Annotated in this window: 30 protein-coding genes; 22 read left to right on the top strand and 8 right to left on the bottom strand. The window is 58.0% G+C overall.

Annotated elements, in window-relative coordinates:
- Positions 1-39: 39 nt before the first annotated feature.
- Positions 40-741: a ComF family protein gene (locus tag A1355_RS17165; RefSeq protein ID WP_064030426.1), complete on the bottom strand. Its 702-nt coding sequence runs from the start codon at positions 739-741 to the stop codon at positions 40-42.
- Between the two features lie 72 nt (positions 742-813).
- Between A1355_RS17165 and bioB the strand changes: the two genes are divergently transcribed.
- The 10 genes from bioB to A1355_RS17215 all read left to right on the top strand — a co-directional run bounded on the left by bioB (position 814) and on the right by A1355_RS17215 (position 10,536).
- Entirely contained in the window at positions 814-1,803 is a 990-nt protein-coding gene (gene bioB / locus A1355_RS17170) for a biotin synthase BioB (RefSeq protein WP_064030428.1), read from the top strand.
- Entirely contained in the window at positions 1,803-2,960 is a 1,158-nt protein-coding gene (bioF, locus tag A1355_RS17175; protein WP_064030430.1) for an 8-amino-7-oxononanoate synthase, read from the top strand. Before bioB ends, bioF begins: the two co-directional genes overlap by 1 nt.
- On the top strand, positions 2,957-3,718 hold the full coding sequence (bioH, locus tag A1355_RS17180) for a pimeloyl-ACP methyl ester esterase BioH (RefSeq protein ID WP_064030432.1): 762 nt from the start codon (positions 2,957-2,959) through the stop codon (positions 3,716-3,718). The genes bioF and bioH overlap by 4 nt, the downstream gene beginning before the upstream one ends.
- Positions 3,715-4,497 carry a malonyl-ACP O-methyltransferase BioC gene (gene bioC / locus A1355_RS17185; protein WP_064030434.1) on the top strand — a complete coding sequence of 261 codons (783 nt, stop codon included), beginning with the start codon at positions 3,715-3,717 and terminating at the stop codon, positions 4,495-4,497. The genes bioH and bioC overlap by 4 nt, the downstream gene beginning before the upstream one ends.
- Complete coding sequence (gene bioD, locus A1355_RS17190) at positions 4,494-5,189, top strand: dethiobiotin synthase (protein ID WP_064030436.1); 696 nt, start codon at positions 4,494-4,496, stop codon at positions 5,187-5,189. Before bioC ends, bioD begins: the two co-directional genes overlap by 4 nt.
- Positions 5,190-5,392: 203 nt before the next feature.
- Complete coding sequence (locus A1355_RS17195) at positions 5,393-5,788, top strand: bacteriohemerythrin (RefSeq protein ID WP_064030438.1); 396 nt, start codon at positions 5,393-5,395, stop codon at positions 5,786-5,788.
- 249 nt (positions 5,789-6,037) lie between these two features.
- The gene (gene coxB / locus A1355_RS17200; protein ID WP_082885614.1) at positions 6,038-7,258 is read left to right on the top strand and encodes a cytochrome c oxidase subunit II; all 1,221 of its coding nucleotides are present in this window, start codon (positions 6,038-6,040) and stop codon (positions 7,256-7,258) included.
- A 57-nt stretch (positions 7,259-7,315) separates the two neighbouring features.
- Positions 7,316-8,932 carry a cytochrome c oxidase subunit I gene (gene ctaD, locus A1355_RS17205; RefSeq protein ID WP_064030440.1) on the top strand — a complete coding sequence of 539 codons (1,617 nt, stop codon included), beginning with the start codon at positions 7,316-7,318 and terminating at the stop codon, positions 8,930-8,932.
- Positions 8,933-9,097: 165 nt separating this feature from the next.
- Positions 9,098-9,643 carry a cytochrome c oxidase assembly protein gene (locus tag A1355_RS17210; RefSeq protein ID WP_064030442.1) on the top strand — a complete coding sequence of 182 codons (546 nt, stop codon included), beginning with the start codon at positions 9,098-9,100 and terminating at the stop codon, positions 9,641-9,643.
- Between the two features lie 14 nt (positions 9,644-9,657).
- Positions 9,658-10,536: a cytochrome c oxidase subunit 3 gene (locus tag A1355_RS17215; protein WP_064030445.1), complete on the top strand. Its 879-nt coding sequence runs from the start codon at positions 9,658-9,660 to the stop codon at positions 10,534-10,536.
- A gap of 65 nt (positions 10,537-10,601) precedes the next feature.
- Here A1355_RS17215 and A1355_RS17220 read toward each other — a convergent pair whose 3' ends face one another.
- Positions 10,602-10,871 (bottom strand): twin transmembrane helix small protein, encoded by a 270-nt coding sequence (locus A1355_RS17220; protein ID WP_064030447.1) that lies wholly within the window; start codon positions 10,869-10,871, stop codon positions 10,602-10,604.
- A gap of 73 nt (positions 10,872-10,944) precedes the next feature.
- Between A1355_RS17220 and A1355_RS17225 the strand changes: the two genes are divergently transcribed.
- From A1355_RS17225 to A1355_RS17270, 10 genes are all read left to right on the top strand, one after another.
- Positions 10,945-11,691 carry an SURF1 family protein gene (locus A1355_RS17225; RefSeq protein ID WP_064030450.1) on the top strand — a complete coding sequence of 249 codons (747 nt, stop codon included), beginning with the start codon at positions 10,945-10,947 and terminating at the stop codon, positions 11,689-11,691.
- Between the two features lie 46 nt (positions 11,692-11,737).
- A complete protein-coding gene (locus A1355_RS17230; protein WP_064030452.1) occupies positions 11,738-12,274 on the top strand; it encodes a hypothetical protein in 537 nt (178 codons plus the stop codon).
- A 5-nt stretch (positions 12,275-12,279) separates the two neighbouring features.
- A complete protein-coding gene (gene ftsY / locus A1355_RS17235; protein WP_064030454.1) occupies positions 12,280-14,334 on the top strand; it encodes a signal recognition particle-docking protein FtsY in 2,055 nt (684 codons plus the stop codon).
- 4 nt (positions 14,335-14,338) lie between these two features.
- Positions 14,339-14,995, top strand: coding sequence for a cell division ATP-binding protein FtsE (ftsE, locus tag A1355_RS17240; protein ID WP_064030457.1), 657 nt, complete (start codon positions 14,339-14,341; stop codon positions 14,993-14,995).
- 2 nt (positions 14,996-14,997) lie between these two features.
- Positions 14,998-15,960, top strand: a complete 963-nt coding sequence (gene ftsX, locus A1355_RS17245) for a permease-like cell division protein FtsX (RefSeq protein WP_064030459.1) — start codon at positions 14,998-15,000, stop codon at positions 15,958-15,960.
- Positions 15,961-15,965: 5 nt separating this feature from the next.
- Entirely contained in the window at positions 15,966-16,409 is a 444-nt protein-coding gene (locus A1355_RS17250; RefSeq protein WP_064030461.1) for a YcgN family cysteine cluster protein, read from the top strand.
- Positions 16,410-16,501: 92 nt separating this feature from the next.
- Positions 16,502-17,428: a diguanylate cyclase gene (locus A1355_RS17255; protein WP_064030463.1), complete on the top strand. Its 927-nt coding sequence runs from the start codon at positions 16,502-16,504 to the stop codon at positions 17,426-17,428.
- A gap of 2 nt (positions 17,429-17,430) precedes the next feature.
- Complete coding sequence (locus tag A1355_RS17260; RefSeq protein WP_064030465.1) at positions 17,431-18,357, top strand: hypothetical protein; 927 nt, start codon at positions 17,431-17,433, stop codon at positions 18,355-18,357.
- Positions 18,357-19,031: an HAD family hydrolase gene (locus tag A1355_RS17265; RefSeq protein ID WP_064030467.1), complete on the top strand. Its 675-nt coding sequence runs from the start codon at positions 18,357-18,359 to the stop codon at positions 19,029-19,031. The genes A1355_RS17260 and A1355_RS17265 overlap by 1 nt, the downstream gene beginning before the upstream one ends.
- Positions 19,032-19,065: 34 nt before the next feature.
- On the top strand, positions 19,066-20,034 hold the full coding sequence (locus A1355_RS17270) for a beta-ribofuranosylaminobenzene 5'-phosphate synthase family protein (protein WP_269454766.1): 969 nt from the start codon (positions 19,066-19,068) through the stop codon (positions 20,032-20,034).
- On the opposite strand, the gene soxZ is transcribed toward A1355_RS17270, so the two are convergent.
- Together soxZ and A1355_RS17280 are read right to left on the bottom strand one after the other, a co-directional pair.
- Positions 20,031-20,348, bottom strand: coding sequence for a thiosulfate oxidation carrier complex protein SoxZ (soxZ, locus tag A1355_RS17275; protein WP_064030551.1), 318 nt, complete (start codon positions 20,346-20,348; stop codon positions 20,031-20,033). The genes A1355_RS17270 and soxZ overlap by 4 nt on opposite strands.
- Positions 20,348-20,809: a thiosulfate oxidation carrier protein SoxY gene (locus A1355_RS17280; RefSeq protein ID WP_064030468.1), complete on the bottom strand. Its 462-nt coding sequence runs from the start codon at positions 20,807-20,809 to the stop codon at positions 20,348-20,350. The genes soxZ and A1355_RS17280 overlap by 1 nt, the downstream gene beginning before the upstream one ends.
- 118 nt (positions 20,810-20,927) lie before the next feature.
- Between A1355_RS17280 and A1355_RS17285 the strand changes: the two genes are divergently transcribed.
- On the top strand, positions 20,928-21,122 hold the full coding sequence (locus A1355_RS17285) for a hypothetical protein (protein WP_064030470.1): 195 nt from the start codon (positions 20,928-20,930) through the stop codon (positions 21,120-21,122).
- Positions 21,123-21,307: 185 nt separating this feature from the next.
- Here A1355_RS17285 and A1355_RS17290 read toward each other — a convergent pair whose 3' ends face one another.
- The 3 genes from A1355_RS17290 to nagZ are packed head-to-tail and all read right to left on the bottom strand — an operon-like array spanning position 21,308 to position 23,593.
- Positions 21,308-22,042, bottom strand: coding sequence for an S-methyl-5'-thioinosine phosphorylase (locus A1355_RS17290; RefSeq protein ID WP_064030472.1), 735 nt, complete (start codon positions 22,040-22,042; stop codon positions 21,308-21,310).
- Positions 22,039-22,593 carry a hypoxanthine-guanine phosphoribosyltransferase gene (locus tag A1355_RS17295; RefSeq protein WP_064030474.1) on the bottom strand — a complete coding sequence of 185 codons (555 nt, stop codon included), beginning with the start codon at positions 22,591-22,593 and terminating at the stop codon, positions 22,039-22,041. Before A1355_RS17295 ends, A1355_RS17290 begins: the two co-directional genes overlap by 4 nt.
- Positions 22,577-23,593 (bottom strand): beta-N-acetylhexosaminidase, encoded by a 1,017-nt coding sequence (nagZ, locus tag A1355_RS17300; RefSeq protein ID WP_231883710.1) that lies wholly within the window; start codon positions 23,591-23,593, stop codon positions 22,577-22,579. The genes A1355_RS17295 and nagZ overlap by 17 nt, the downstream gene beginning before the upstream one ends.
- Before the next feature lie 66 nt (positions 23,594-23,659).
- Between nagZ and A1355_RS17305 the strand changes: the two genes are divergently transcribed.
- Entirely contained in the window at positions 23,660-24,067 is a 408-nt protein-coding gene (locus A1355_RS17305) for a flagellar basal body-associated FliL family protein (RefSeq protein WP_064030476.1), read from the top strand.
- Here A1355_RS17305 and A1355_RS17310 read toward each other — a convergent pair.
- Positions 24,056-24,478: an HIT domain-containing protein gene (locus tag A1355_RS17310; protein WP_064030478.1), complete on the bottom strand. Its 423-nt coding sequence runs from the start codon at positions 24,476-24,478 to the stop codon at positions 24,056-24,058. The two genes, A1355_RS17305 and A1355_RS17310, sit on opposite strands and share 12 nt — an antisense overlap.
- Positions 24,479-24,544: the final 66 nt, after the last annotated feature.

Here is a 24,544-nt window from a genome sequence, read left to right on the forward strand (position 1 = left end):
GGGCCGGTAATTACCGGCCCGATTGATGTCGGCGGATGGTTAAGCTCGGGCGCAGACCCAGACGTCCACCCGGCCGACGCCGGCTCGCTTCAACGCCGTTGCGAGAGCGGCGACCGTGGCGCCGGTGGTCATCACGTCATCGACGATGGCGACGTGGCGGTAAGGTAACGGCCGCGTGGCCCGAAAGGCGTTGCGCAGATTCTTGCGGCGCTGTTTGGCCGGCAACGCGATTTGATGGCCGGTATCCCGCACTCGTTGGCAACTCCGCGAATCCAGCGGAATCTTCAATTCCTTCGATAAATGCCGGGCGATTTCCATGGCCTGGTTGAAGCCGCGTTCGCGGTAGCGTCCGCGATGCAGCGGCACCGGGATCAGACATTCCGGCCGTTCGGCCTGGGTTCCGGCGTGGGCCGCCAGCAAGCCGGCCAGCAGGCGGGCATTCTTGTAGTCGCGCTGGAATTTCAGGCGGCTCACCAAATAGCGTAAATGACTGCGGTACAAAAACGGCGCGTAGGTCTCGTCGAAGGCCGGCGTTTTGCTCAGGCAGCGCCCGCACAGCACCGGTTGAGGATGGCGGGTTTCGAACGGTTCGCCGCAGCGGTAGCAGCAGGAAACGTTACGGGGCAGGTCGTCCAGGCAGCCGGCGCACAAGTCCAGGCCGGCGTGGCCGGGCGCGCCGCATAATACGCAGCGCGGCGGTAACAGCAAATTCTGTATAATGTTTAGCCAATGGTTTACCATTTTTCTTTAAACAGGTTGATAAGCGGTCCCGGTCACCGCTTGCGCCGCCGCCGAGCATGGGAGAGTAGCAGAATGTCCGCCAGCCAGAAACCTTCGAACCACGTCGCCAACCTTCGTCACGATTGGCAATTGGCCGACGTCGAAACCTTGTTCGCATTGCCGTTCAACGATTTGATTTTTCAGGCCCAGACGGCGCATCGGGCGTTCTTCGATCCCAACGAAATCCAGGTCAGCAGCTTGTTGAGCATCAAGACCGGCGCCTGCTCGGAAGATTGCGGCTATTGCCCGCAAAGCGCCCGCTACGATTCCGATCTGACGCCGGAAGCGCTGATGCCGGTCGAAACGGTGTTGCAAGCCGCGCAACAGGCCCAAGCTCAGGGCGCTTCGCGGTTTTGCATGGGCGCCGCCTGGCGCAGCCCGAAGGATAGAGACATCGAGCGGGTCGTCGAGATGGTCAAGGGCGTCAAGGCGCTGGGCATGGAAACCTGCGTGACCTTGGGCATGCTGACCGACCGGCAAACCCAAGCCTTGAAGGACGGCGGTCTGGATTATTACAACCACAATCTCGATACCTCCGAGGACTATTACTCGGAAATCATCACCACCCGGACCTATCAGGACCGGTTGGATACGCTGGAACGGGTGCGCGAGGCCGGCATCAATGTCTGCTGCGGCGGCATCGTCGGCATGGGCGAGTCGGAGGTCGATCGAGCCAAATTATTGCTGCAATTGGCGAATTTGCCCAAGCATCCGGAGAGCGTGCCGATCAATATGCTGGTGCAAGTCGAAGGTACGCCGCTGCACGGCACCGCTACGCTGGACCCGCTGGTGTTCGTGCGCACCGTCGCGGTGGCCAGGATCATGATGCCGGAATCGCGGGTTCGCTTGTCGGCCGGCCGGACCGCGATGAGCGACGAGATGCAGGCCTTGTGCTTTCTGGCCGGGGCCAACTCGATTTTCTACGGCGATAAACTGCTGACCACCGACAATCCGATGACCAGCCACGACCGGCAATTGTTTCAGCGCTTGGGCGTGCGGATGGGCGGCTCCAGTTACGCTTGATGGCCGGTTTTTACGATTTTAGCGGCGAGCTGGGCCGGCTGGAGCAACAAGGTTTGTACCGGCGCCGCCGGGTCGTGGACGGCCCGCAAGGCGTGCTGCTGAACGTGGACGGGCGGCGGATGGTCAATTTTTGCAGCAACGACTATCTGGGCCTGGCCGCCGACCCGCGCCTGGTCGATGCCTTTCAGCGCGGCGCGGAACGCTACGGCGTCGGCAGCGGCTCCGCGCATTTAATTTGCGGGCATAGTGCCGCGCATCACGCGTTGGAGGACGCATTGGCCGAGTTCACCAGCCGGCGGCGGGCGTTGCTGTTTTCGACCGGTTACATGGCTAACGTCGGGACGATTTCGGCCTTGCTGGGTCGCGGCGATACGGTGCTGGAAGATCGTCTGAATCACGCATCGCTGCTGGACGGCGGTTTGCTGGCCGGTGCCCGGTTTCGCCGCTACCATCACGCCGACCCCGCCGATCTGGCCGCTAAACTGGCGACCGGATCGGGCAAGGTCTTGGTGGTCAGCGACGGGGTGTTCAGCATGGACGGCGATTTGGCGCCGTTGCCGGCATTGGCGGCATTGGCCGGCCGCCACGATGCCGGCTTGTTGATCGACGATGCCCACGGCTTCGGCGTGCTTGGCGCGCGCGGCGGCGGCATCGTCGAACATTTCGGCTTGAGCGCCGAACAGGTGCCGATCTTGATCGGTACCTTGGGCAAGGCCTTCGGCACCTTCGGCGCCTTTGTCGCCGGTTCCGACGACCTGATCGAGCTGTTGATTCAAAAAGCCCGCAGCTATGTGTTCACGACGGCGATGCCGCCGGCGGTCGCCGAGGCCACGCGCACCGCGTTGCGCATCGTGCGCGACGAAACCTGGCGGCGCGAGCGCTTGCGCGAGCTGATCGCGCGTTTCCGGCAAGGCGCCGAGCAATTGGGTTTGCCGCTGATGGCTTCCGAAACCGCGATCCAACCGTTGCCGACCGGCGATAGCGAGCGCGCGGTCGCACTGAGTAACGCGTTGGCCGAGCGGGGCTTTTGGGTCGGCGCGATTCGACCGCCGACGGTGCCGGCCGGCACCGCCCGTTTACGAGTGACCTTGACGGCTCTGCACGACGACGCGCAAATCGATGCCTTGCTGGAGGCTTTGAGCGAGCTGGGCGCATGACGTTCATTCATCTGGATAAGCGCGGCGGCGGGCCGCCGCTGCTGATGTTGCATGGCTGGGCCATGCACGGCGGCGTGTTGCGCGGGTTCGCCGAGCGCTTGGCCGGCCAATATCAAACCATCGTCGCGGATTTGCCCGGACACGGCCGTAGCGGCGCGCTGGCGCCGTTCGAGCTGGCGGCGGTCGGCGATGCCTTGGTCGCGGCGCTGCCGGTTCGCCGATTCGCGTTGCTGGGTTGGTCCTTGGGCGGCGCGATCGCGCTGGACATCGCCGCGCGCTACCCGGAGCGGGTCGAGCAGTTGACCTTGCTGGCCAGCAATCCTAAATTCGTCGGCGACGGCGCTTGGCCGGGCATGCGTCCGGCGGTGCTGGACGGCTTTGCCGAGCTGTTGCTGGCCGATGCCAAAACCACGCTGCAACGCTTTCTGGCCCTGCAAGTGCAAGGCTTGCCCGAGCAACGGCTGTTGTTGGCGCAGTTGCGACAAGCGGTCGCGGATGCGCCGCCGCCGGCCGAAGCGGCGTTGCGCGGCGGGCTGGACATCTTGAAAACCGCCGATTTGCGCGAACAATGGCGGCATTTGCGCTGTCCGGCCTCGGCCATTTTCGGCGGAAGGGACATGCTGGTACCGGTCGCCGCCGCTAAGGCGCTGGCCGATTTAAGGCCGGAGGCCGGCGTGTATTGTCTCGATGCGGCTGGCCACTTGCCGTTTCTGAGCCATCCCGAGCAGGTGATGGCATTGTTGCGGGCGCCGCAATGAGTGCCGCGATTGCCAAACGCGATATTCGCCGTTCGTTCGGCGCGGCGGCGGCCGGCTACGATAGCGTGGCGGCGTTGCAGCGTCGGGTCGGGGCCGAATTGCTGGCCCGATTCGACGTATCGCCGGCGGCCGGCGCTATTGCCGATCTGGGTTGCGGCACCGGTTTTTTGACCGGTTTGTTGCTGGGCCGCGCCGCCGATCGGCCGGTGTATGCGCTGGATATCGCGCTGCCGATGCTGCAAGCGGCCAGAGCCAAATGGCCGGCCGGCGTGCGGTATGTGTGCGCGGACGCCGAGCGCTTGCCGCTGGCCGATGCCGGTCTCGGTCAAATCTATTCCAATCTGGCTTTGCAGTGGTGCGCGGATTTGCCGGCGCTGTTCGGCGATTGCCGGCGCGCATTGGCGCCGGGCGGGCAGCTGGCGTTCGCGACCTTCGGGCCGGGTACCCTGGTGGAGTTGAAGGCGGCTTGGGCCGAGGTCGACGATTACCGGCACGTGAATGCGTTCGTGTCCGGGGCCGAGATACGCGACCAGTTGGCGGCCGCCGGTTGGCACGATGGCGACATCGTCTCGCGGACGTATTCGACCGAATATGCGGCGGTCGCCGATCTGATGCGGGAACTGAAGGGCATCGGCGCGCATAATCTCAACGCCGATCGCAAGCGCGGGCCGACCACGCGTCTGCAATTGCGGGACATGATCGCCGCTTACCAGGCTTTAATGCCCGACGCGCGGATCGTTGCCAGTTGGGAGATTCTGTTCGTCAGGGCATATCGATGAAAGCCGGCGTGTTTATCACCGGCACCGATACCGATGTCGGCAAAACCTGGGCGACGCTGGCCTGGATGCGCCGCTTGCGCGCGGACGGCTACACGGTGGCCGGCATGAAGCCGGTGGCGGCGGGCTGCGAGCGGCGCAACGGCCGTTTCTATAATCGCGACGCTTTGCTGATCCAGGCGGCGTGTTCTTCGCCGGCGGACTATGCGGCCATCAATCCCTATGCGTTCGAGGCGGCGATGTCGCCGCATCTGGCTTGCGGCGATATCTCGGTCGATCCGGAGCGTATCGCCGCGCTGGCCGCCGCATTGCATGCGACCGCCGACTGGTTGGTGGTCGAAGGCGCCGGCGGGTGGTATTCGCCGCTGGACGCCGCGTTGGACAACGCCGGTTTGGCGCGTCGTTTGGGATTGCCGGTTGTGGTCGTGGTCGGCATGCGCTTGGGATGCATCAATCACGCGCGCTTGACGGTCGCGGCGGTCGAGCGGACCGGGCTGCGCTGCGCCGGTTGGCTCGCGGTCCGCTTGAGCGAGGCGATGCCGGGTTTCGAAGGCAATCTGGCCTATTTGCAAACCCATTTGTCGGCCCCGCTATTGGGGGTTTTACCTTACCGGCTCGAGCCGGATTTCACCGAGCTGGGGCAACATCTATGCCCACCAAACTGGCAAATGTTTGATTTGCGTCAAAATTTTTAAAGCGGGGATGACGACAATGGCGGCCACCATCCGAGGGCGCGGCGACCGGCCGGGCCTCTCGGCGCAAGGAGACGATGGTGGCGCCGGTTCGAAGGGCCGGCGGCCTGAACTTAAAAAGTCCGTATGGACTGATTGCCGCTGGCGGAATCCGGGACGAATTCGCGCGGCGCATCCTAAATAAAAAAACAACCTGGAGGCGTTTTATGGCTTTAATTACTTGGACCGCGGATCAGTATGGCACCGGCGTGGGCTTTGCCGATTCGGAGCATCAGACTTTGTTCGGTTTGTTGAACAAACTGTACGACGAGGCAACCGGCGGCGCGGCGCGCGCGACGATCGGCGCTTCCTTGGATGCTTTGATCGCTTATGTGGTCGATCATTTTGCTCATGAAGAACGGGAAATGCTGGCCAAGGGTTTTGGCGGTTACGATCGCCATAAAGCCGAGCACGAAGCCATGGTCGGTATTTGCGCGGATTTGCAAAAGAAATTTCACGCGGGTCAAGCCGAAGTGACCGAGGAAGTCGGGCAATTGGTCAAAGGCTGGTTGGATAGCCATATTCCTACCTTCGATATGTCGTACTCCGATACGCTGAAATAAGTCCCAAGCCGACAGGCTAAAGCGGTCACAAAGGCTTGCGAGCAGCAATGTTCGCAAGCCTTTTTTACGCGTAAATTGCCGAAACGGGAAAACCTCTTCTGGTTTGCTGCTCTGCGATGGGGTAAAATTGCTCAGTTTATTTAAGACAATTATCTGTAAAGGGAACCGCGGGCCTCGCCGGTTGGGCGCGCAATGTTACAGAAGATATAACGCATACAAGTTTATAACTACTAGTGGGGAGGCTGCTCCGTGAAGAAAACAAAGCAACTGCTCGCGTGTCTGGTTTTGATGGCCTGGGGCCTGGAGGCGGCACACGCGGACTACACACTCAATCTTGTGCAAGGTGTGACACAACTCAGTCATGAGCTGTACGATTTGCACATGCTGATCCTTTGGATATGCGTATTCATCGGTGTCGCGGTGTTCGGTACGATGTTTTACTCGATTTTCCATCATCGAAAATCAAAAGGTCACGAAGCTTCGCAGTTTCATGAAAATACGACGGTCGAGATCATTTGGACCATTATTCCCACGCTGATTCTGATCGGTATGGCGATTCCGGCTACCAAGGCCGTGGTCGATCTGGACGGAACCCAGGAATCCGAGATGAGCATCAAGGTGACCGGGAAACAGTGGTATTGGGACTACGAATACCTGGATTCGGGCGTTCACTTCGAAAGCCATTTGGACGAAGCCAGCGAAAAAACCCATAGGGTCAGCACGATGGACCCGCGCGCGGTGCCCAACTACCTGCTGAACGTCGACAAACCGTTGGTGATTCCGATCGGTAAGAAAATCCGCTTCCTGTTTACCGCCGCCGACGTGATTCACTCCTGGTGGGTGCCCGATCTGGGCTGGAAAAAAGACGCCAATCCCGGTTTCGTCAACGAAGCCTGGACCCAAGTCGACAAGCCCGGCGTCTATCGTGGCCAATGCACCGAGCTGTGCGGGCGCGACCACGGCTTCATGCCTATCGTCGTCATCGCGATGGAACAGGAGCAGTACGACGCCTGGGTGAAATCCACGCTGGAAAAACAAAAACAAGCGCCGGATTTGAGCAAGCTGACCCGGTCTTCGCTGCTGATTAAGGGCGAATCGGTTTACTTGAAAAACTGCGTGGCTTGCCATCAAATCGACGGCAAAGGCATCAGCGGTTGGTATCCGGCGCTGAGCGCCAGCGCGAAAGTGACCGGCAATGTCGATCAACTGATCGGTTTCGTGCAAGCCGGTACCAGCAAAATGCCGGCGTTCAAGAAATTGCCTGCCGACGAATTGGCCGAATTGGTGACCTATCTGCGGAATTCTCCGAATCTGGGCAACAATGTCGGCGATGAGTTCCAACCTTGTCAGGCCTTGACGCTCGACGATTTCGACGATTTGTATCCGGATATCGACGATGCGGCTCAACAATGTAAAGAGAACGGCGAAGTCAAACCCAAGGTTGTCGCCGAGAACAAAGTCGGCTCTTGATTGGAACCGGTTTTATAGGGTTGAACTCACTATCTATTATTTCTTGAGGTATTACGTATGACTGCTGTCGTAGCTGAACATGATGATCATCACGATCACCACGATCACGGCCCGGATAAGGGTATTCTGCGCTGGATAATTACCACCAACCATAAAGACATCGGCACGATGTATCTGGTGTTCTCGCTGGCGATGTTTTTCGTCGGCGGTAGCATGGCTTTGATTATCCGCTCGGAATTGTTCGAGCCGGGATTGCAATTCGTCGATCCCAACTTCTTCAACTCGATGACCACGATGCACGCGCTGGTGATGGTCTTCGGGGCGGTGATGCCGGCTTTCGTCGGTCTGGCCAACTGGATGATTCCGATGATGATCGGCGCGCCGGATATGGCGCTGCCGCGGATGAACAACATGAGCTTCTGGATGTTGGTGGCCGGCGTGTTGCTGATCGCCAGTACCCTGTTCATGGAGGGCGGCGCGCCCTCGGCCGGTTGGACGCTGTATCCGCCACTGGTATTGCAAACCGGAAAAGCCTTGCCGTTCGCGATCTTCGCGGTTCACTTGCTGGGTGTGTCGTCGATCATGGGGGCGATCAACGTGATCGCGACCATTTTCAACATGCGCGCCCCGGCAATGACTTTGATGAAAATGCCGCTGTTCGTCTGGACCTGGCTGATCACCGCATTCCTGTTGATCGCGATCATGCCGGTTTTCGCCGGTGCGGTGACGATGCTGTTGACCGACCGTTTCTTCGGTACCAGCTTCTTCGATGCGGCCGGCGGCGGCGACCCGGTGTTGTACCAACATATCTTTTGGTTTTTCGGTCACCCCGAAGTGTACGTGATGATTCTGCCGACCTTCGGCGTGGCTTCGACCATCATTCCGGTGTTCGCTCGCAAACCGTTGTTCGGTTACGCTTCGATGGTCTATGCGACCGGCGCGATTGCATTCCTGTCGTTCATCGTTTGGTGCCATCACATGTTCACGGTCGGTCTGCCGATTGCCGGCGAGCTGTACTTTATGTATGCGACGATGCTGATTGCGATTCCGACCGGCGTGAAAGTGTTCAACTGGACAGCGACGATGTGGAAAGGCTCGATGACCTTCGAAACGCCGATGTTGTTCGCGATCGCGTTCGTGGTGTTGTTTACGATGGGCGGTTTCACCGGTTTGATGATGTCGGTCGCGCCGGTCGATTTTCAATATCACGATACCTATTTCATCGTGGCCCATTTCCATTACACCTTGGTACCCGCTTCGGTTTTCATTCTGATGGCCGCCGGTTATTTTTGGCTGCCTAAATGGACCGGGCATATGTACAACGAGAAAATCGGCAAACTGCATTTCTGGTTGTCGGCGATTTCGGTCAACATCCTGTTTTTCCCGCAGCATTTCCTGGGGCTGGCCGGCATGCCGCGCCGTATTCCGGACTATGCGATTCAATTCGCGGATTGGAACATGGTGTCCAGTATTGGCGCGTTCATCTATGGCTTCAGTCAATTGCTGTTCGTTTACATCGTCATCGATACGATTCGCGGCGGTACCGGCGAGAAAGTCACCGACGAAGTCTGGGAAGACGCCAGCAAGCACAGCTTGGAGTGGACCGTGGCGTCTCCCGCGCCTTATCACACGTTTGCCACCCCGCCGGAAAAAATTCCGACAGAGCATTTTTAATCGCTAGGCGAGCGGCTTGGACGGCGGCCCTCCTGTCGGTAAGATCCGACAGGAGGGCGCGAGGATAGAGATGAATATCAAGACTAAAAATATTTTGACCGCGCTGGCCTTGGTCGCGGTTGCGTTGACGATTTATGTGTTCGCGGTGATGAAGGCCATGTCGCAATGAGCGGCGAAGAGTTGCGTGGTAAAAACCGCAGACTGGCCGCGAAACTGATCGGCGTGGCGGTGCTGATGTTTGGTTTCGGTTATGCGCTGGTACCGCTTTACGACGTGCTTTGCGAACTCACCGGACAAAACGCCACGCTGGAAAGCGTCGCCAAGACCGAATCCGAGTTCAAGGTCGACGAGTCGCGGGAAATCACGATGGAGTTTTTGACGTCGCTGAATCGTGCGGTGCCGATGGACTTTAAGGTGGAAACGCCCAGTCTGAAGATTCATCCCGGCCAATATTATTCGGTGGGATTTCACGCGAAAAACTTGAGCGATCGCAGGATTAAGGTACGCGCGGTAGCGACTTACACGCCGGGCTTGGTCAAGGAATACGTCACAAAGGTGATTTGTTTTTGCGAGTTGGAACAGATATTCGATCCGAACGAAGAGAAGAACATGACGGTTCGTTTGGTTGTCGATCCGAAACTGCCCGAGCGCTATAAAAACATTACGCTGTCTTACACTTTTTTTGAAATTACTGAAAAATCTGAAAATTAACGAAGGGGAAGGTTATGTCTACAAACACAGCTTATTACATCCCGCATAAAGCCACTTGGCCGGTGATGGCCACCGCCGGTTTGATGCTGACGCTGGCGGGCTTTGCAAACCATTTGAACGGCAACTCGATCGGCTCCGGCATGATGTTGGCCGGTTTCGTGGTGTTTCTGGTGATGTTGGGCGCGTGGTTTGCGTTGCAAGCAACCGAAAGCGAGTCCGGCATGTACAACCACGGCGTCGGTATTTCTTACCGGATGGGCATGATGTGGTTTATTTTCTCCGAAGTGATGTTCTTCGCGGTGTTCTTCGGCGCGCTCTGGTACACCCGCAATCTGTCGGTGCCCTGGTTGGGCGCGACCGACGGCGCGTTCGTCAGCGGTCCGGGTCGTTCGACCTTTACGCTGTGGGACGGCTTTAGCTCGACTTGGCCGACCAACGGTCCCGGTAAGGTCGGCGGCGATTTCGAGCCGATGGGCGCCTTTGGTTTACCGTTGATCAACACCTTGTTGCTGTTATCCAGCGGCGTTACCTGCACCTGGGCGCATCACGGCTTGTTGGCCAAGCATCGCGGCCAGCTGATCAAAGGCCTGTTGGCTACCGTCGGCTTGGGCTTTTTGTTTGTCGCCTGCCAAGCTACCGAGTACTACGAAGCGTACCACGAGATGGGTTTGACGCTGGGTTCCGGGATCTACGGTTCAACCTTTTTCATGTTGACCGGTTTCCACGGTTTCCACGTCTGCGTCGGTGCGATCATTCTGTCGGTGGTGCTGTTCAGAAGCTGGAAAGGCCATTTTACGCCGGAAAATCATTTCGCTTTCGAAGCGGCGGCATGGTATTGGCACTTTGTCGACGTCGTCTGGTTGGGCTTGTTTGTCTTCGTTTACTTGATGTAAACGCCTGCTTTCGTTAACGAAAAAAAGCGCGCTCGGCGACGAGCGCGCTTTTTTTTTGCCGGCGTTTAGCGGCCGGGATTTTGCGGAGCGGATGACGCCGGTTTTTGGTCGGCGTGCATTCTGGCGCCCAGGCCGTGCGGTTGAATCAGGCCGGTGGCCAAGGCCAGCACCAACAAAATAAACAAGCCCAGCGACAAGCCAATTCTAAACGTCAGGGCTTTGGCGGTTTTACGCGAATCTTCGTCGCTTTTGTGTCTGACCAAATGAAACAGCGCCGAGCCCAGGCTGACTAAAATGGCGAGAAAAGCGACAATAACGAATATTTTGATCGGCATGGCGGGAAAGTCGGCGCAAAAGCGCCATTCTCGACGATTCCCAATGGCTTGCCAATACTTAGGGCGGTTTTAGATGATTAAATTTCGGCTGTTTCGCAGGGAGTGGCGCTGGTCGCCGGCCCTATTGGTAGGTTATCTTGCAATGATGGTGTTGCTATGCAACCTGGGATTCTGGCAATTGCGCCGCGCGGATGAAAAGCAAGCCTTGCTCGACGCGCAATATGCAGCCCAAATGTCGGTTGCACTGGATTTGAACCAGCGGATACCGGGCGAGCAGGAGCTCGAGGCGATTCGGTATCGCAAGGCGACTTTACAAGGGCATTACGACGACGCCCATCAATTATTGCTCGACAATCAGGTACACGACGGCCGGCCCGGATATTTGGTGTTCACGCCGTTTTTGCCCGCCAACGGCCAAGCCGCGGTCTTGGTCAATCGCGGCTGGTTGCCGCTGGGCCGAGATAGGCGAGTAGTTCCCGATTTAAGCATCGATACGCCGGTCGAACAGTTGCGCGGCCGCATCAACCGTTTTCCCGACGTCGGCATTCGGCTGGCTGGCGGCGGGACGCCGGGCGAAGGCTGGCCGGTTCGCACTCAGTACGTCGATTTGGCTGCGCTCGGCGTCAAATTCGGCTACGCGCTGGCGCCGTTCCAACTGGAATTGGATGCGGATCAACCCGCCGGCTATCTGCGGGATTGGCGCATCAACGTGGTCATTCCGCCGGAAAAACACCGGGCCTATGCAGTACAATGGTTCGGTTTAGCGCTAACGCTAAGCACCCTAATGTTTTGGAACAGTCTTCGTAAACGTCGTGAGTAAACAACAATTAAAAATAAATCGTCTCACCATTTTAGGAATCTTCGCCATGACGGCGATTCCATTTAGCATCGCTTGGTATTTGGCGGCGCATCCGGACACCGTCAGATTGGGGACCAATCATGGCGAGTTGATTCAACCGCCGCTTCAGACCGAACCGGTCAGTTTTATCGGCGCAGATACGTTTTCCCAAGAAAATATCGGGGAGTTGAAGGGGCACTGGGTACTCATTAATCCGGTATTCGGCGCGTGCTCGCAAGTGTGCGCCGATGCCCTGCATAAATCCCGGCAGATCGGTCTGATGATAGGCAAGGACATCGCCCGAGTGCGGCGCTTGGCTTTGCTAAGCGACGGACAAGTCGCGCTGCCCGGCCAATGGCGCGAGGATGCGCGCCTGCTGAAAGCGTTGCCGGCCGATGGCTTGCGGTCGGGATTGTCCGGGATAGCCGGCCAAGCCCCGGTCGAGGGTGCCTTGATCATCATGGACCCTCTCGGCAATCTGATGATGAAATACCCGCCCGGATTCGATCCCTATCAAGTCAGAGACGACTTAAGCAAACTCCTCAGAATTTCCCAAATCGGTTAATAAACATGTTCAGAAGATTATTATTGTGCGGGGCCATCCTGGCGCTGCTGGTCATCGTGGTCGGCGCCTATGTCCGCCTCGGCCACGCCGGCTTGGGTTGTCCGGACTGGCCCGGTTGTTACGGCAAAGCCGTCGTCGCCGATACCGACCAATTCAAGGCCGATGCGGCGGCCGCGTTCGGCGGGCAAGCGGTTGATGTCGCCAAGGCCTGGAAGGAAATGGCCCATCGTTATTTAGCCGGCGCGCTGGCGGTCTTGGCGCTGCTGGCTCTGCCGTTCGCTTGGCGCGAGCAAAGACGCGGCCTCGCGGTCGGCTGGACCCTGGTTATCGTATCGCTGATTGCCAGCCAGGCGGCGTTGGGCATGTGGACCGTAGCCTCCAAGCTGACCCCGGCGGTCGTTACCGGACATTTGTTATTGGGATTCACGACCTTTTGGGCGCTGGTTTGGGCTTATCTGCGTTTGGATCCGGCTCTGAGCCGGCGTTCGGTCAGTTCCGGGCCGATGTGGCTAACCGGATTGGCGATGTGCGTGGTGCTGGCGCAGATTGCGTTGGGGGGATGGGTCAGCAGCAACTACGCCGGGCTAGCGTGCGACGATTTCCCGCGTTGCCAAGGGGTTTGGCTGCCGGCGGCCGACTACTGGGATGCATTGAATCCGTTCCGTCCGCAAGGGCAGTTGTTGAGCGCCGCCGCGCTAGCGGCTGTTCACACCGTTCACCGGCTGGCGGCCGGCCTTACCTTCTTGGTCGTGAGCGCGTTGATGCTGGTAGCGACCGGCGACCGCTATCCCAAACCGGTACGCTTGGCAGGTAACCTGGTCAGCCTGGTTTTGTTGCTGCAAATCGTACTAGGGATCTTCAGCGTCAAATATAGTCTGCCGCTGGGATTGGCGGTTGCGCATAACGCGGTGGCGGCTTTGTTGATGGTGCCGTTATTGGCTATTGCCTTGTACAGCCGTTACGGTTTTCCCGAAGCCGAAGCCGAAGCCGAAGCCGAAGCCGAAGCCGAAGCCGAAGCCGAAGCCGAAGCCGAAGCCGAAGCCGAAGCCGAAGCCGAAGTCATTGCCGGCGAAGCGGCGATTCCGGCAACCGCCGGCGAGGCGGCGGTTGCGCCGGTATCCGTCGAAGTGCCCGTGACGGAGAATCTGTTCAAACGCCTGAGCAATCAACTGCAAAAAACCCGCGGCGGTTTCGGATCGGTGCTTAGCAGCTTGGCATTCGGCAAGAAAGCGGTGACCAAGGGTTTATTGGTCGATCTGGAGGCGAGTTTGCTGATGGCCGACCTCGGCATCGAAACGACGACGCAATTGATCGAACATTTGCAAAAATCGTTGGAGAGCGAACAGCTGGCCGACGGCGACGCCTTGCTCGCCGCGTTAAAGCAGGAACTGCTGACGATACTGAAACCCTGCTCGCAAGCGCTAAAAATCCCGCAACGCGACGGACCGTTCGTGATTCTGGTGGTCGGCGTCAACGGCGTCGGCAAAACCACGTCGATAGGCAAATTGGCCAAGCGCTTGCAGCAACAAGGGCATAGCGTGATGCTGGCGGCCGGCGATACTTTCCGGGCGGCGGCGGTCGAGCAGTTGCAGACCTGGGGCGAGCGTAATAATGTGGCGGTTGTGGCGCAGCACACCGGCGCCGATTCGGCATCGGTGATCTTCGACGCGCTGCAATCGGCCAAATCCAAAGGCGTGGACGTGTTGATCGCGGACACCGCCGGGCGTTTACACACCAAATCCAATTTGATGGACGAGTTGAAAAAGATCAAGCGGATCATGGCCAAATTGGACGACAGCGCGCCGCATGAAGTGTTGTTGATTCTGGATGCCGGCACCGGCCAGAATGCGTTGTCGCAGGCTAAAATATTCAACGAAGCGGTTGGCTTGACCGGTTTGGCCCTGACCAAACTGGATGGTACCGCCAAGGGCGGCATCATTTTCGCGTTGGCCAATCAATTGCACATCCCGATCCGCTTCATCGGCGTCGGCGAGAGCATCGACGATTTGCAGGATTTCGATGCCGAGCAGTTCGTCGAGGCCTTGTTCGCTAAAGACTAACGCCATGCTCAAGTTCGAACACGTCAGCAAACGTTACCCCGACGCCGGCGAGGCCTTGATCGACGTCAGCTTTCATCTGCAAAAAGGCGAAATGGCGTTTCTGACCGGCCGCTCCGGCGCCGGCAAAAGCACATTGCTGAAATTGATCGCGATGATGGAGCAATGCACGCGCGGTAACATTTTCCTGGACGGTCAGCTCATCAACCGGGTCAGCGAGCGTAAAGTGCCGTATTTGCGGCGCGGACTCGGTCTGATCTTTCAGGACTATAAACTGCTAAACGATAGGACCGTGTTCGATAACGTGGCGCTGCCGTTGGTGGTGTCCGGCTATCAGGCCAATGAAGTGGCGAGGCGGGTGAGGGCGTCGCTGGACAAAGTGGGGCTGCTCGGCAAGGAGCGTAAATATCCGTTGGCCTTGTCCGGCGGCGAACAACAACGGGTCGGCATCGCCAGGGCCATCGTCAACAAACCCAAGTTGATAATCGCGGACGAGCCGACCGGCAACCTGGACCCGGATCTGTCGGCCGAAGTCATGCATATGTTCGAGCAGTTCAAGCAAGTCGGAGTTTCGGTGTTGATCGCCACTCACGATATCGAGCTGGTTCACGTGCTCGGCTATCGGGTCCTGACCTTGGACAAAGGGCATTTGGTGGCGAGTTGACGATGAGACAAGTACAGCGCAAACATTTCGGCCAGCGCTTGAACGACCGTTTCCAGGCGTATTTGCTGAATCACGCCCACGGTCTGTTTTCCAGTCTCGGCCGCTTGACCCGTTCGCCATTCACGTCGGCGATGACGGTGCTGGTACTGGCGATCGCGGTGTCGTTGTCCGGCGGTTTTTACATCGGCGTCGCCAACATTCAGCAATTGACCGGGAATTTGGAGAGCAGCAATCAAATGTCGCTGTTTTTACACGACAACGTCACCGACGCCGCCGGTCAGAAGCTGGTCGAACAACTGCGGCAAAATCCCAGCGTGGATGCGGTTAAGTTGATCACCAAGCAGCAGGCTTTGGACGAATTCAAGGCCAATAGCGGTTTCGGCGACGCGTTGAATGCCTTGGAACAAAATCCGCTACCCAGTGTGGTCCAGGTTCAACCTAAGCATACCCTGGAATCCAACGCCGACATCGAAACGCTGATGGCGGAGTTCAAACAATTGCCGCAAGTCGATTTCGTGCAAGTGGATATGCAATGGGTGGCCCGCTTGCAGACCATCATGACGATTGCCAGCCGCGGCGTGATGTTGGTCAGTTTGCTGCTGGGTTTCGCGGTTACTTTTATTACCGGCAACACGATTCGGCTGGAGTTGCAGAATCGTCAAGACGAAGTCTATATTTCCAAATTGGTCGGCGCTACGAATGCCTTCATTCAGCGGCCGTTTCTCTACACCGGGTTTTGGTTGGGATTCATCGCCGGTTTTCTGGGCTGGTTGATCGTGACGGTGATGTTGCTGATCTTGGAGTCGCCGGTCGAGAAATTGTCGGTACTCTATAACAGCGCCTTCGAATTATTGTTTCTGAGTTTCGGCGAGTTTTTGCTGCTGCTGACGATTTCTTCGGCGCTGGCCGTCTGCGGCGCTTGGGTTGTGTTGCATTATCAATTGCGCTTGCTGAAGCCGGAGTAGTCGCGATGAACTTTTGGGAAACCAAGACGCTGGCCGAAATGACCACCGAAGAGTGGGAGTCGTTGTGCGATCGCTGCGGCAAGTGCTGTTTGAACAAACTCGAAGACGAAGATACCGGCGAGATCGCGCTGACTCGCGTCGTTTGCGATTTGATCGATTTGGACACTTGTTCTTGTAGCCGCTATGCCGAGCGCTGCACATTGGTGCCGGATTGTTTGGACTTGAAACAACACGATTTCAGCGCCTATCACTGGATGCCCGACACCTGCGCCTATCGTTTGTTGCTGGATGGAGAGGCGTTGCCGGAATGGCATCCGCTGGTTTCCGGGCGGCAGGACACCGTGGCGGAGGCCGGCATTTCGGTGGCTCGGTTCGCGATCAAGGAATCGGAAGTCGACGATATGGAAGACCACATCATCGCTTGGCTGCCGCCGAAACCCAGGGATTAGCGATGTCAAACAGCGTCGTCGACCCTCTTACCCTACTTTTTGGCAGGTTGAACTAAAATCGTGTTCGTTAAAGGGAGGATTAGGCGGAGCGTATGAAAGTTTTAGTCGTCGACGATAGTAAGGCGATACGGCAATTGGTGGCGGAGTGCCTCCGTGAATTGCGGCATCAAGTAGACTTTGCCGAAAACGGAGCGGAAGCCCTGCAATACGTTGCCGATCAGGACGTCGATCTGGTGTTGATGGATGTCGAGATGCCCCGCTTGAACGGCTTCGAGGCGACTCAGGCCATCCGTGAGTTGCGAAAATCCGATTGGTTCCCGATCGTGTTCTTGACCACGCGCACCGACGACGACTCGTTTTGCCAAGGCATACTGGCGGGCGGCGACGCGTACTTGCAAAAGCCGCTGAATCCGCTACGTTTGCGGTACACGATGGTGGCGATGGAACGGATTTACTTGATGCGCCAAAAGTTGCAAAAATCCCAGCAACAGCTGCAATTGGCCAACCAAGAGCTGGAGTGGCTGTCGCAGAGCGATCAATTGACCGGGTTGGCGAATCGCCGCCGCTTGGATAGCGTATTAGCCCTGCAATTTGCGCTGGCGCAGCGCAATAATTCGGTACTATCGGTGTTGGTTTGCGACATAGATTACTTCAAGAAATACAACGACAGCTACGGACACGTGCGCGGCGATGAATGCCTGGTCGAGGTCGCCAAGGCCTTGTCCGATCAGTTGCGTCGCAGTACCGATCTAATTTGTCGGTATGGCGGCGAGGAGTTTGTCGCGGTCTTGCCGGCGACCTTGTTGGTTGAAGCGCGCGAATTGGCCGAACGGATGCGCCATGCGGTCCAGGCTCTGGGCATTGCTCACGCCTCGTCCGAGTGCGGACGCGTGACGCTCAGCATCGGCGCGGCCGCGCACCTCGGCCAATACTCGTCCCCGGACGAATTGATCAAGGCCGCCGACGCCGCGCTTTATCGCGCCAAGCAGTTGGGCCGGAATCGGGTGGAAATAGGTTGAACATGTTCAGGCCCAAGGATTTCATCGAAACAGGCGAGCAGCTGATTTTCGCGGTGGTCGCCGACGGTTTGGAGGCCGGTCGTATTCTGTGCTTTCTGCGCTACGCGATGTTGGACGGCGCTTGGCGTAAAGTCGATAGCGATACGGCCAACGCCCATTTAGCGGCGCATTATCCGCAATACCTACATTACTCGGCGCGCTTGGATGCTCGCTTGCACGCGGTACCGGAAACCGCGGTAATTCGACATTTTCATCCCCGCCACAGCCTGCGAGGCTTATTGGAAGTAGAGCCCAGCGATCCGGTGCTGGCCGATTTGCACAGTCTCTGCACCTTGTTCCGCCGCCGCGGTTTGGACATGGATCAGTTCGGCGTGACCGGATCGTTGCAGGTCGGCATGCAAAAACACAGCTCGGATATCGATCTGGTCTGTTACGACCGCGAAATCTTCCACCGGGCTCGCAACGTCGTACAGTGGCTGATCGCCGAGGACCATTGTCAGGTTCTCGACGATGCGGATTGGTTGGAAGCCTATCGGCGCCGCGCCTGCGATTTCGCGCTGGACGAATATATTTGGCACGAATTGAGGAAATACAACAAGGCCATGATTAACGGCCGTAAATTCGATCTGACTTTGCTGGCGCCGATGCTGGAAGGCGAAACGCGCGAATACCGCAAGCTGGGCGCTATCGAACTGCAAGCCAGAATCAGCGACGATTTTCACGCCTTCGATTATCCGGCGGTGTTTTCGATAGACCATCCGCAAGCGGACAGCATAGTCTGTTATACCGCGACCTATTGCGGGCAGGCGCAAACCGGCGAAGTCGTGGCGGTTGCCGGCTTGCTGGAAGTCGACGATACCGGCCGGCGGCGGGTTGTCGTCGGTTCCAATCGCGAGGCGCTCGGAGAATATATCAAGGTATTACGCTAATGGCCGGAACGCTTGCCGGCCTGATTCTCGATCTGGACGGCCTGGCGATCGATAGCGAATCCACGTACCGGGCGGCCTGGCGAGCGGCGGCGGCGGAAATGGGCTACCGATACTCGGATGCCGACTGGGCGGGCTTGCTCGGCTTGTCCGGGCCGGATGTGCTGGCCGGGTTGGCCAATCTGGCCGGCGACGGTTTCGATCAGGCGCGCTTTCGCCAGTTGAGCGGCGAGATTTGGTTGGCTCAAGTCGAAACCGACGGTATCGCGGTCAAGCCGGGTTTACCGGAATTGCTGGAGGTCGCCCAAGCCGCCGGCATCCCGTATTGTATCGCCACCAACAGCCGGGCGGCTGCAGCGCGGCGCAGTCTGGCCTACGCCGGTCTGGCCGAGACCTTTCCGTTATTGGTCGCGGTCGATCAGGTGGCGCGCGGTAAGCCGGCGCCCGACGTGTATTTGGCGGCGGCGGGACGGCTGGGTTTGTCGGCTTCGGCCTGTCTGGCGCTGGAAGATTCGCCGGTCGGCGTGGCGGCGGCGGTTGCGGCCGGCATCCGTTGTTGGCTGGTGCCCTCCAGCTATCCTGTCGATGCGCTGGCCGGTCGGCAGGCCGAGCGGGTACTGTCCGACTTACGGGAAGCCGCCGATTTTATCTCGGCCGCGCGGTCGCTTCCGTTATAATGCCGCCTCGTTTTTTGGTCTTGGAATCCCGGTGGTGAAAGCGCAGTTCGAAACGGTCACGGTGGTGGCGCCAGCCCGATTACACATGGGCTTCATCGATTTGAGCGGTGGTTTGGGGCGGCATTTCGGCAGCATCGGTTTGGCGGTAGAGGAAATCAACACTCGCTTGACGCTGAGCGCCGCCGAGACGCTGACCGTCGTCGGCCCGGAGACCGAGCGGGCCGGCCGTTGTCTTGGACAATTGTGCGCGCGTTTGGGGGTTTCCGATCGGCTGCGGCTGGCGTTGGAAACCGTGATTCCGGAGCATATCGGCTTGGGCTCCGGCACGCAGATGTCGCTGGCGGTCGGCGCCGCGTTAAGCCGATTTTACGGTCTGGGTTTGACGGTACGCGATATTGCGTTGCTGTCCGAACGCGGCGCCCGCTCCGGAATAGGTATCGGGATTTTCGAAAAAGGCGGTTTGGTTGTCGATGGCGGCCGCGGTCCTGAGACCAAAACGCCGCCGCTGATAGCGCAAATGCCGATTCCGGACCATTGGCGGTTTATCCTGGTGTTCGATCAGCGTGGTCAAGGTTTGCACGGCGAACAGGAGATTAGCGCGTTCAGCCGGCTGCCGCCGTTTCCGCAAGCCAGTGCCGAGCGATTGTGTTATTTGTTGTTGATGCAGGGCCTGCCGGCGTTGGCGGAACAAGATTTGCCGAGGTTCGGCGCGGTGATTACCGAGTTGCAACGGGCGGTCGGCGAGCATTTCGCGCCGGTGCAGGGTGGAATTTTCACCAGCCCGGACGTGGCGGCGGCGATGACGATGTTGGAGAAGGCCGGCGCCGTGGCGATCGGCCAGACGTCCTGGGGGCCGACCGGTTTCTGCGCGGTCGAGTCCCCTCGGCGAGCCGCCGAGTTGGTTCAAGCCCTGGAGTCGCAGTTCGCTCAATCGCCGCTTAGCTTCTTAGTAGCCAGTGCGCGCAACCAGCCGGCCTGCTTGATTTCCGACGAGCTTGCTTAGTCGTCGCGTTCGACGAGTTGGTGTTCTATCCGGTCTTGATTGCCGAGGTTGTCCAACCACATCACGCTGATTCGATCACCGACACTAGCACGCAGCCGAAATACGAAAAACGGATTCTTGGAAACGCTGCCGGCCATGTTGACCGAAAGGGTCGGCGTGCCGTTTAAAGTCAAGGTCAGGGTTTGAATATAGTGAGCCGGAATGAGTGCGCCATCGGTGTCGCGGTTACGGCCGTTTTCCATCGGATGTTGATTCAAAATCCGAATTTCCCAAAATCCCGCCAGCGCTCGACTTCTAATTTTAATCGTACTCATCAGCCGGTTCCGCATCCGCCCACGCTGACTTCCACACTACGCCGATTGCGTAGCCAAGCCGCGCCGCGCTTGGCCAGGACCACCACCTCTCCGGACCCCGCCATCTTGATTTGCGTACTCACGAAGGCCAAGGCCGTCGGCGAGAGTTCGATTTCGGCGACCAGTGGGTTGGGATTGTGAGCCACATAGATGACGAACCGCTCAATCTCTTCCAAAGAGCTGGCGACGGTGATCGGCACGAAAGCGCCGTTTTCGGCAACGGCCGGTAAGGTCAATTCCAACGTTGGGGTATCTTGGATTCCGGTATCGGACAATATCGCCAAGATCTCTTCCAGCCGGGTCTTGGTCGGCGACGATCCGGCCGCCGAGTCGGCTAGGGCGGGCTTGATGTCGGTTGTGAGCGCGCAAGCGCTCAGGCTTAGGCCGAATGTTGTCAGGAAAGTGCGGCGGTCATAAGTCATGCCCAAATAACCTTGCTTTTTTTGATGTATATCAAAATTTTTCGATTTCGGTTTGTTATCGTTAGCACCGTTGAAATTGTTTCAGCACCATCTACAACAACATACAGGAAGGTACAAAATGAATGAAGTTCAAGAAAAAGACAATTTTTGGCTCTACATCGCTCTGGCCGTCGTTATGGTCGCTGGTGCGGTTTTCATGGTGAAAAACGCGGAGCACGATAAATACGCTACCGCCGCTAAAAACATCGCCGAAGATTCGTCCAACTCTGCTTATCGTTCGGATGTGCTGCACAAAAACGGTCTGACCAAATAAGGCCGTTACGATTTAATGGAGACGTCGCGAACTGCATTCTCCTATCCACTTGTGGGTTTGCGGCGGTGACAGGGAAACTGCGTTAGGTCCCGCTATAAAAAAGAAACCGTGGTTTCTTTCAATTGGGGTTTTGCCGAGGTGTCCGGGCTTCGGCAAAACCCTTCCCGAATATGTTTCTGCCTACCTCAAGCCTGCGCCACGGCTGTTAGCAACATGATCGCCTGATTCATGCCTTGGTGCAGGTTTTTTTCGATTTCCGCCATCGTGATTTCGCCGGCGACGACGCCAGCCGCCCAATTGGCAACCACCGAAACATTAGCGTAAGCGATGCCCAACTCTCGAGCCAGCGCTGCCTCCGGCATGCCGGTCATACCCACCAAATCGCAGCCGTCGTTCGCCATGCGTTTGATTTCCGCCGGCGTTTCCAGACGAGGTCCTTGCGTGCAGCCGTAAATGCCGTGGTTTACGGTGGCGATGCCGGCTTGTTCGGCGGCGGCGACGATACGAGCCCGTAAGGCTGGTGAGTAGGGTTCGCTGAAATCGATGTGGGTGACTTGTTCCAGATCGTCGGCGAAGTAGGTATGTTCTCGCCCGTAGCTGTAATCGATCAATTGATCGGGAATCGCGATGACCGCCGGTGCCATCTCGCGGCCAATGCCGCCAACCGCCGCGACCGCGATAATTTCGGTCACGCCCAAGGCTTGCAAGCCCCAGATATTCGCCCGATAGTTGATTTTATGCGGCGGTATTCGATGTGGGTTGCCATGCCGGGCTAAAAACACCAGTTTACGGCCGTCGAGCTCGCCGAATACGTAAGCGGCCGACGGCGCGCCGAACGGCGTATCGAGGCTTTGTTCGCCGGTGATAAGCAGGTCCGGGATTTGGGTCAGGCCGGTGCCGCCGATAATAGCCAAGGTCATAATACTTCCTTGCAGGCATAGACGCCTGCGGCGTTTCTGAGATAACCCTTGTAATCCATGCCGTAGCCGAATAAATAATGGTTTTCCACGTTCAAACCGACAAAATCCAATGCGATCGGTTTGGGCTCATCGAGTTGTTTGTCAAAAAGCGCCGCCGTGTAAACGGCTTCGGCGCCTTGCTGTTGGCAGTAATCGACGATGGCGCGCAAGGTATGGCCTTCGTCGAGGATGTCGTCAATTACTAGCACCGTCCGTCCCGCCAACGGCGTGGTCGGCGTAAACAGCCAGTGAATCTCGCTGCCGGAGGTGGCGTTCCGGTAGCGGCTAGCGTGGATGCTGTCCAACATCAGCGGAAAGTCCAGGCGCGGCAACAGTTTGCCGGTGGCGATGATGCCGCCGTTAATCACGCACAATAGCAGCGGATTGCGGTCTCGCAGCGCGGCGCTGATGTTGGCGGCCATCAAGTCCAGTGCGGACTCGACTTCGGCGGCGGCGTGCAGTTGTCGCGCGTGCCGTTGGACTTGATCGATTTCTTCAAGCAGGGGATTCATAAAGCTCTTGGAGTTGTTTGGAAATTTGTTGCCATTTCGGCAGTTGTTGCAGCTGTTCTCGGGTGAATTTGGGCTGGCCGCGCATGGCTTGCAAACGCGCTTCGCCGGCACGGCGTTCGCGAACCGGCAGATCGTCTAAGACTTGCTCGGCCGCCGCCGAATTGTTGCATACCAACACCATGTCGCAGCCGGCTTCCAGCGCTAAACGCGCCCGATCGGAGTAGTCTCCGATACCGGCGGCGCCGTTCATGCTCAAATCGTCGCTAAATATCGCACCGTTAAAACCCAGCTCGCCGCGCAATATGTCTTGCAGCCAAACGCCGGAAAAACCCGCCGGCAAGCGGTCGATGCGCGGATACACCACATGGGCCGGCATCACGGCTTCCAGCCCTTGTTCGATCAACGCTTTAAACGGCACCAAATCCTCGGCGCGTATGCTTGCCGGATCGCGATCGTCGATCGGCAAGGTCAAGTGCGAGTCTAGCGCGACGGCGCCGTGGCCGGGAAAATGCTTGCCGGTCGCGGCCATGCCGGCCGCGCGCATGCCTGTACGGAAGGCTCCTGCCAGTTGGGCCGCTAGGGTCGGATCGCCGGAAAACGAACGATTGCCGATGATTTCGCTGACGCCGCGATCGACATCCAGCACCGGCGCGAAGCTGAAGTCTACGTCGATGGCGAGCAATTCGGCGGCCATCAACCAACCGGCTGCTTCAGCCAATTCCGGTTTGTCGGCGTACTTGGCCGCCGCGGGTAAGCGGGTAAATCCGTTCTGAAAGCGCTGAACTCGGCCGCCTTCCTGATCGACGGCAATTAAAATGTCGCCGCTACGTGCCTTGCGTATGTCGGCAATCAATGCCTCGACTTGCGCCGGATGATCGAAATTGCGAGCGAACAATATCAACGCGCCGGTATTGGGATGGGCGATTTTTTCCCGATCCGCCGCCGTCAGGCTGAGCCCGTCGATGTCTATCATGACCGGACCGATGGCTTGTGGTTTCATGGTGATAAATGTCTAAATTGGAATATACTTCTGGAGCTTGAACCCGACATTATATGAGGAATCCCCGTGCGTACTTTGGTTTTGTTGATCAGTTTGTTGCTGTTACCCGGTTTGTCCGCCGCCAACTCCGGCGAAAAAAAAGCCGATGAAAGCGCCGGCCCGGTCATCGAGTATTTGGAGATGAAGCCGGCCTTTACCGTCAATCTGGCCGAGCCGAAAAAATACCTGTTGTTGAACGTGCAGTTGCTGGTGGAAGGGGCCGAGCCGGTCGAAAAAATCAAAAAACACATGCCGTTGCTGCGCCATGAAATGATTATGATGTTGAGTGGCTTGCATGCCGCCGACTTGCAAACGATGGAACAACGCGAAGGTCTGCGTTTGAAAACCAAGGAAATGATCACCGGTTTGTTGACGAAAATTCAAAATCCGGATGGCTTCCGCGACGTGTTCTTCTCCGAATTCCTAATCCAGTAACTGTGCTCGCAAAGCTTGGCGCATTTGCTCGATGCGCCGTTCCGCCTGATCGCCGGCATAGGGTTGCGGCGGAAACTTCCCCCAGACGGGCGCCGGCCAGGCCGGATCGGTCCGATAGCGGGCGATATGATGAATATGCAGTTGCGGTACCAGATTGCCGATCGCCGCGACGTTGAGTTTGTCGGGCCGAAACATCGCCGTCATCGTTTCCGCCAATAGGCAAGACTCCGCTAGCCACAAAGACCGGTCCCGATCGTTCAGTTGATATAACTCAGTCAAGCCGCCGCGTTGCGGTACCAAAATAAACCAGGGATAGGCGCTGTCGTTCATCATCAGCAGCAGGCCCAGCTCGAACCGGCCGACTTCGTGGCAATCTTGTCGCAATTGCGGGTGGAGGTGGAACGAGGACATGGGCTTCTCGACTAAAGATGATTGACGGACGGTTTTCAGACTTCACCATGATAACGGCTAGCGATA

Source organism: Methylomonas koyamae (assembly GCF_001644025.1).
In the GTDB taxonomy this organism is placed as follows: Bacteria; Pseudomonadota; Gammaproteobacteria; order Methylococcales; family Methylomonadaceae; genus Methylomonas; species Methylomonas koyamae_A.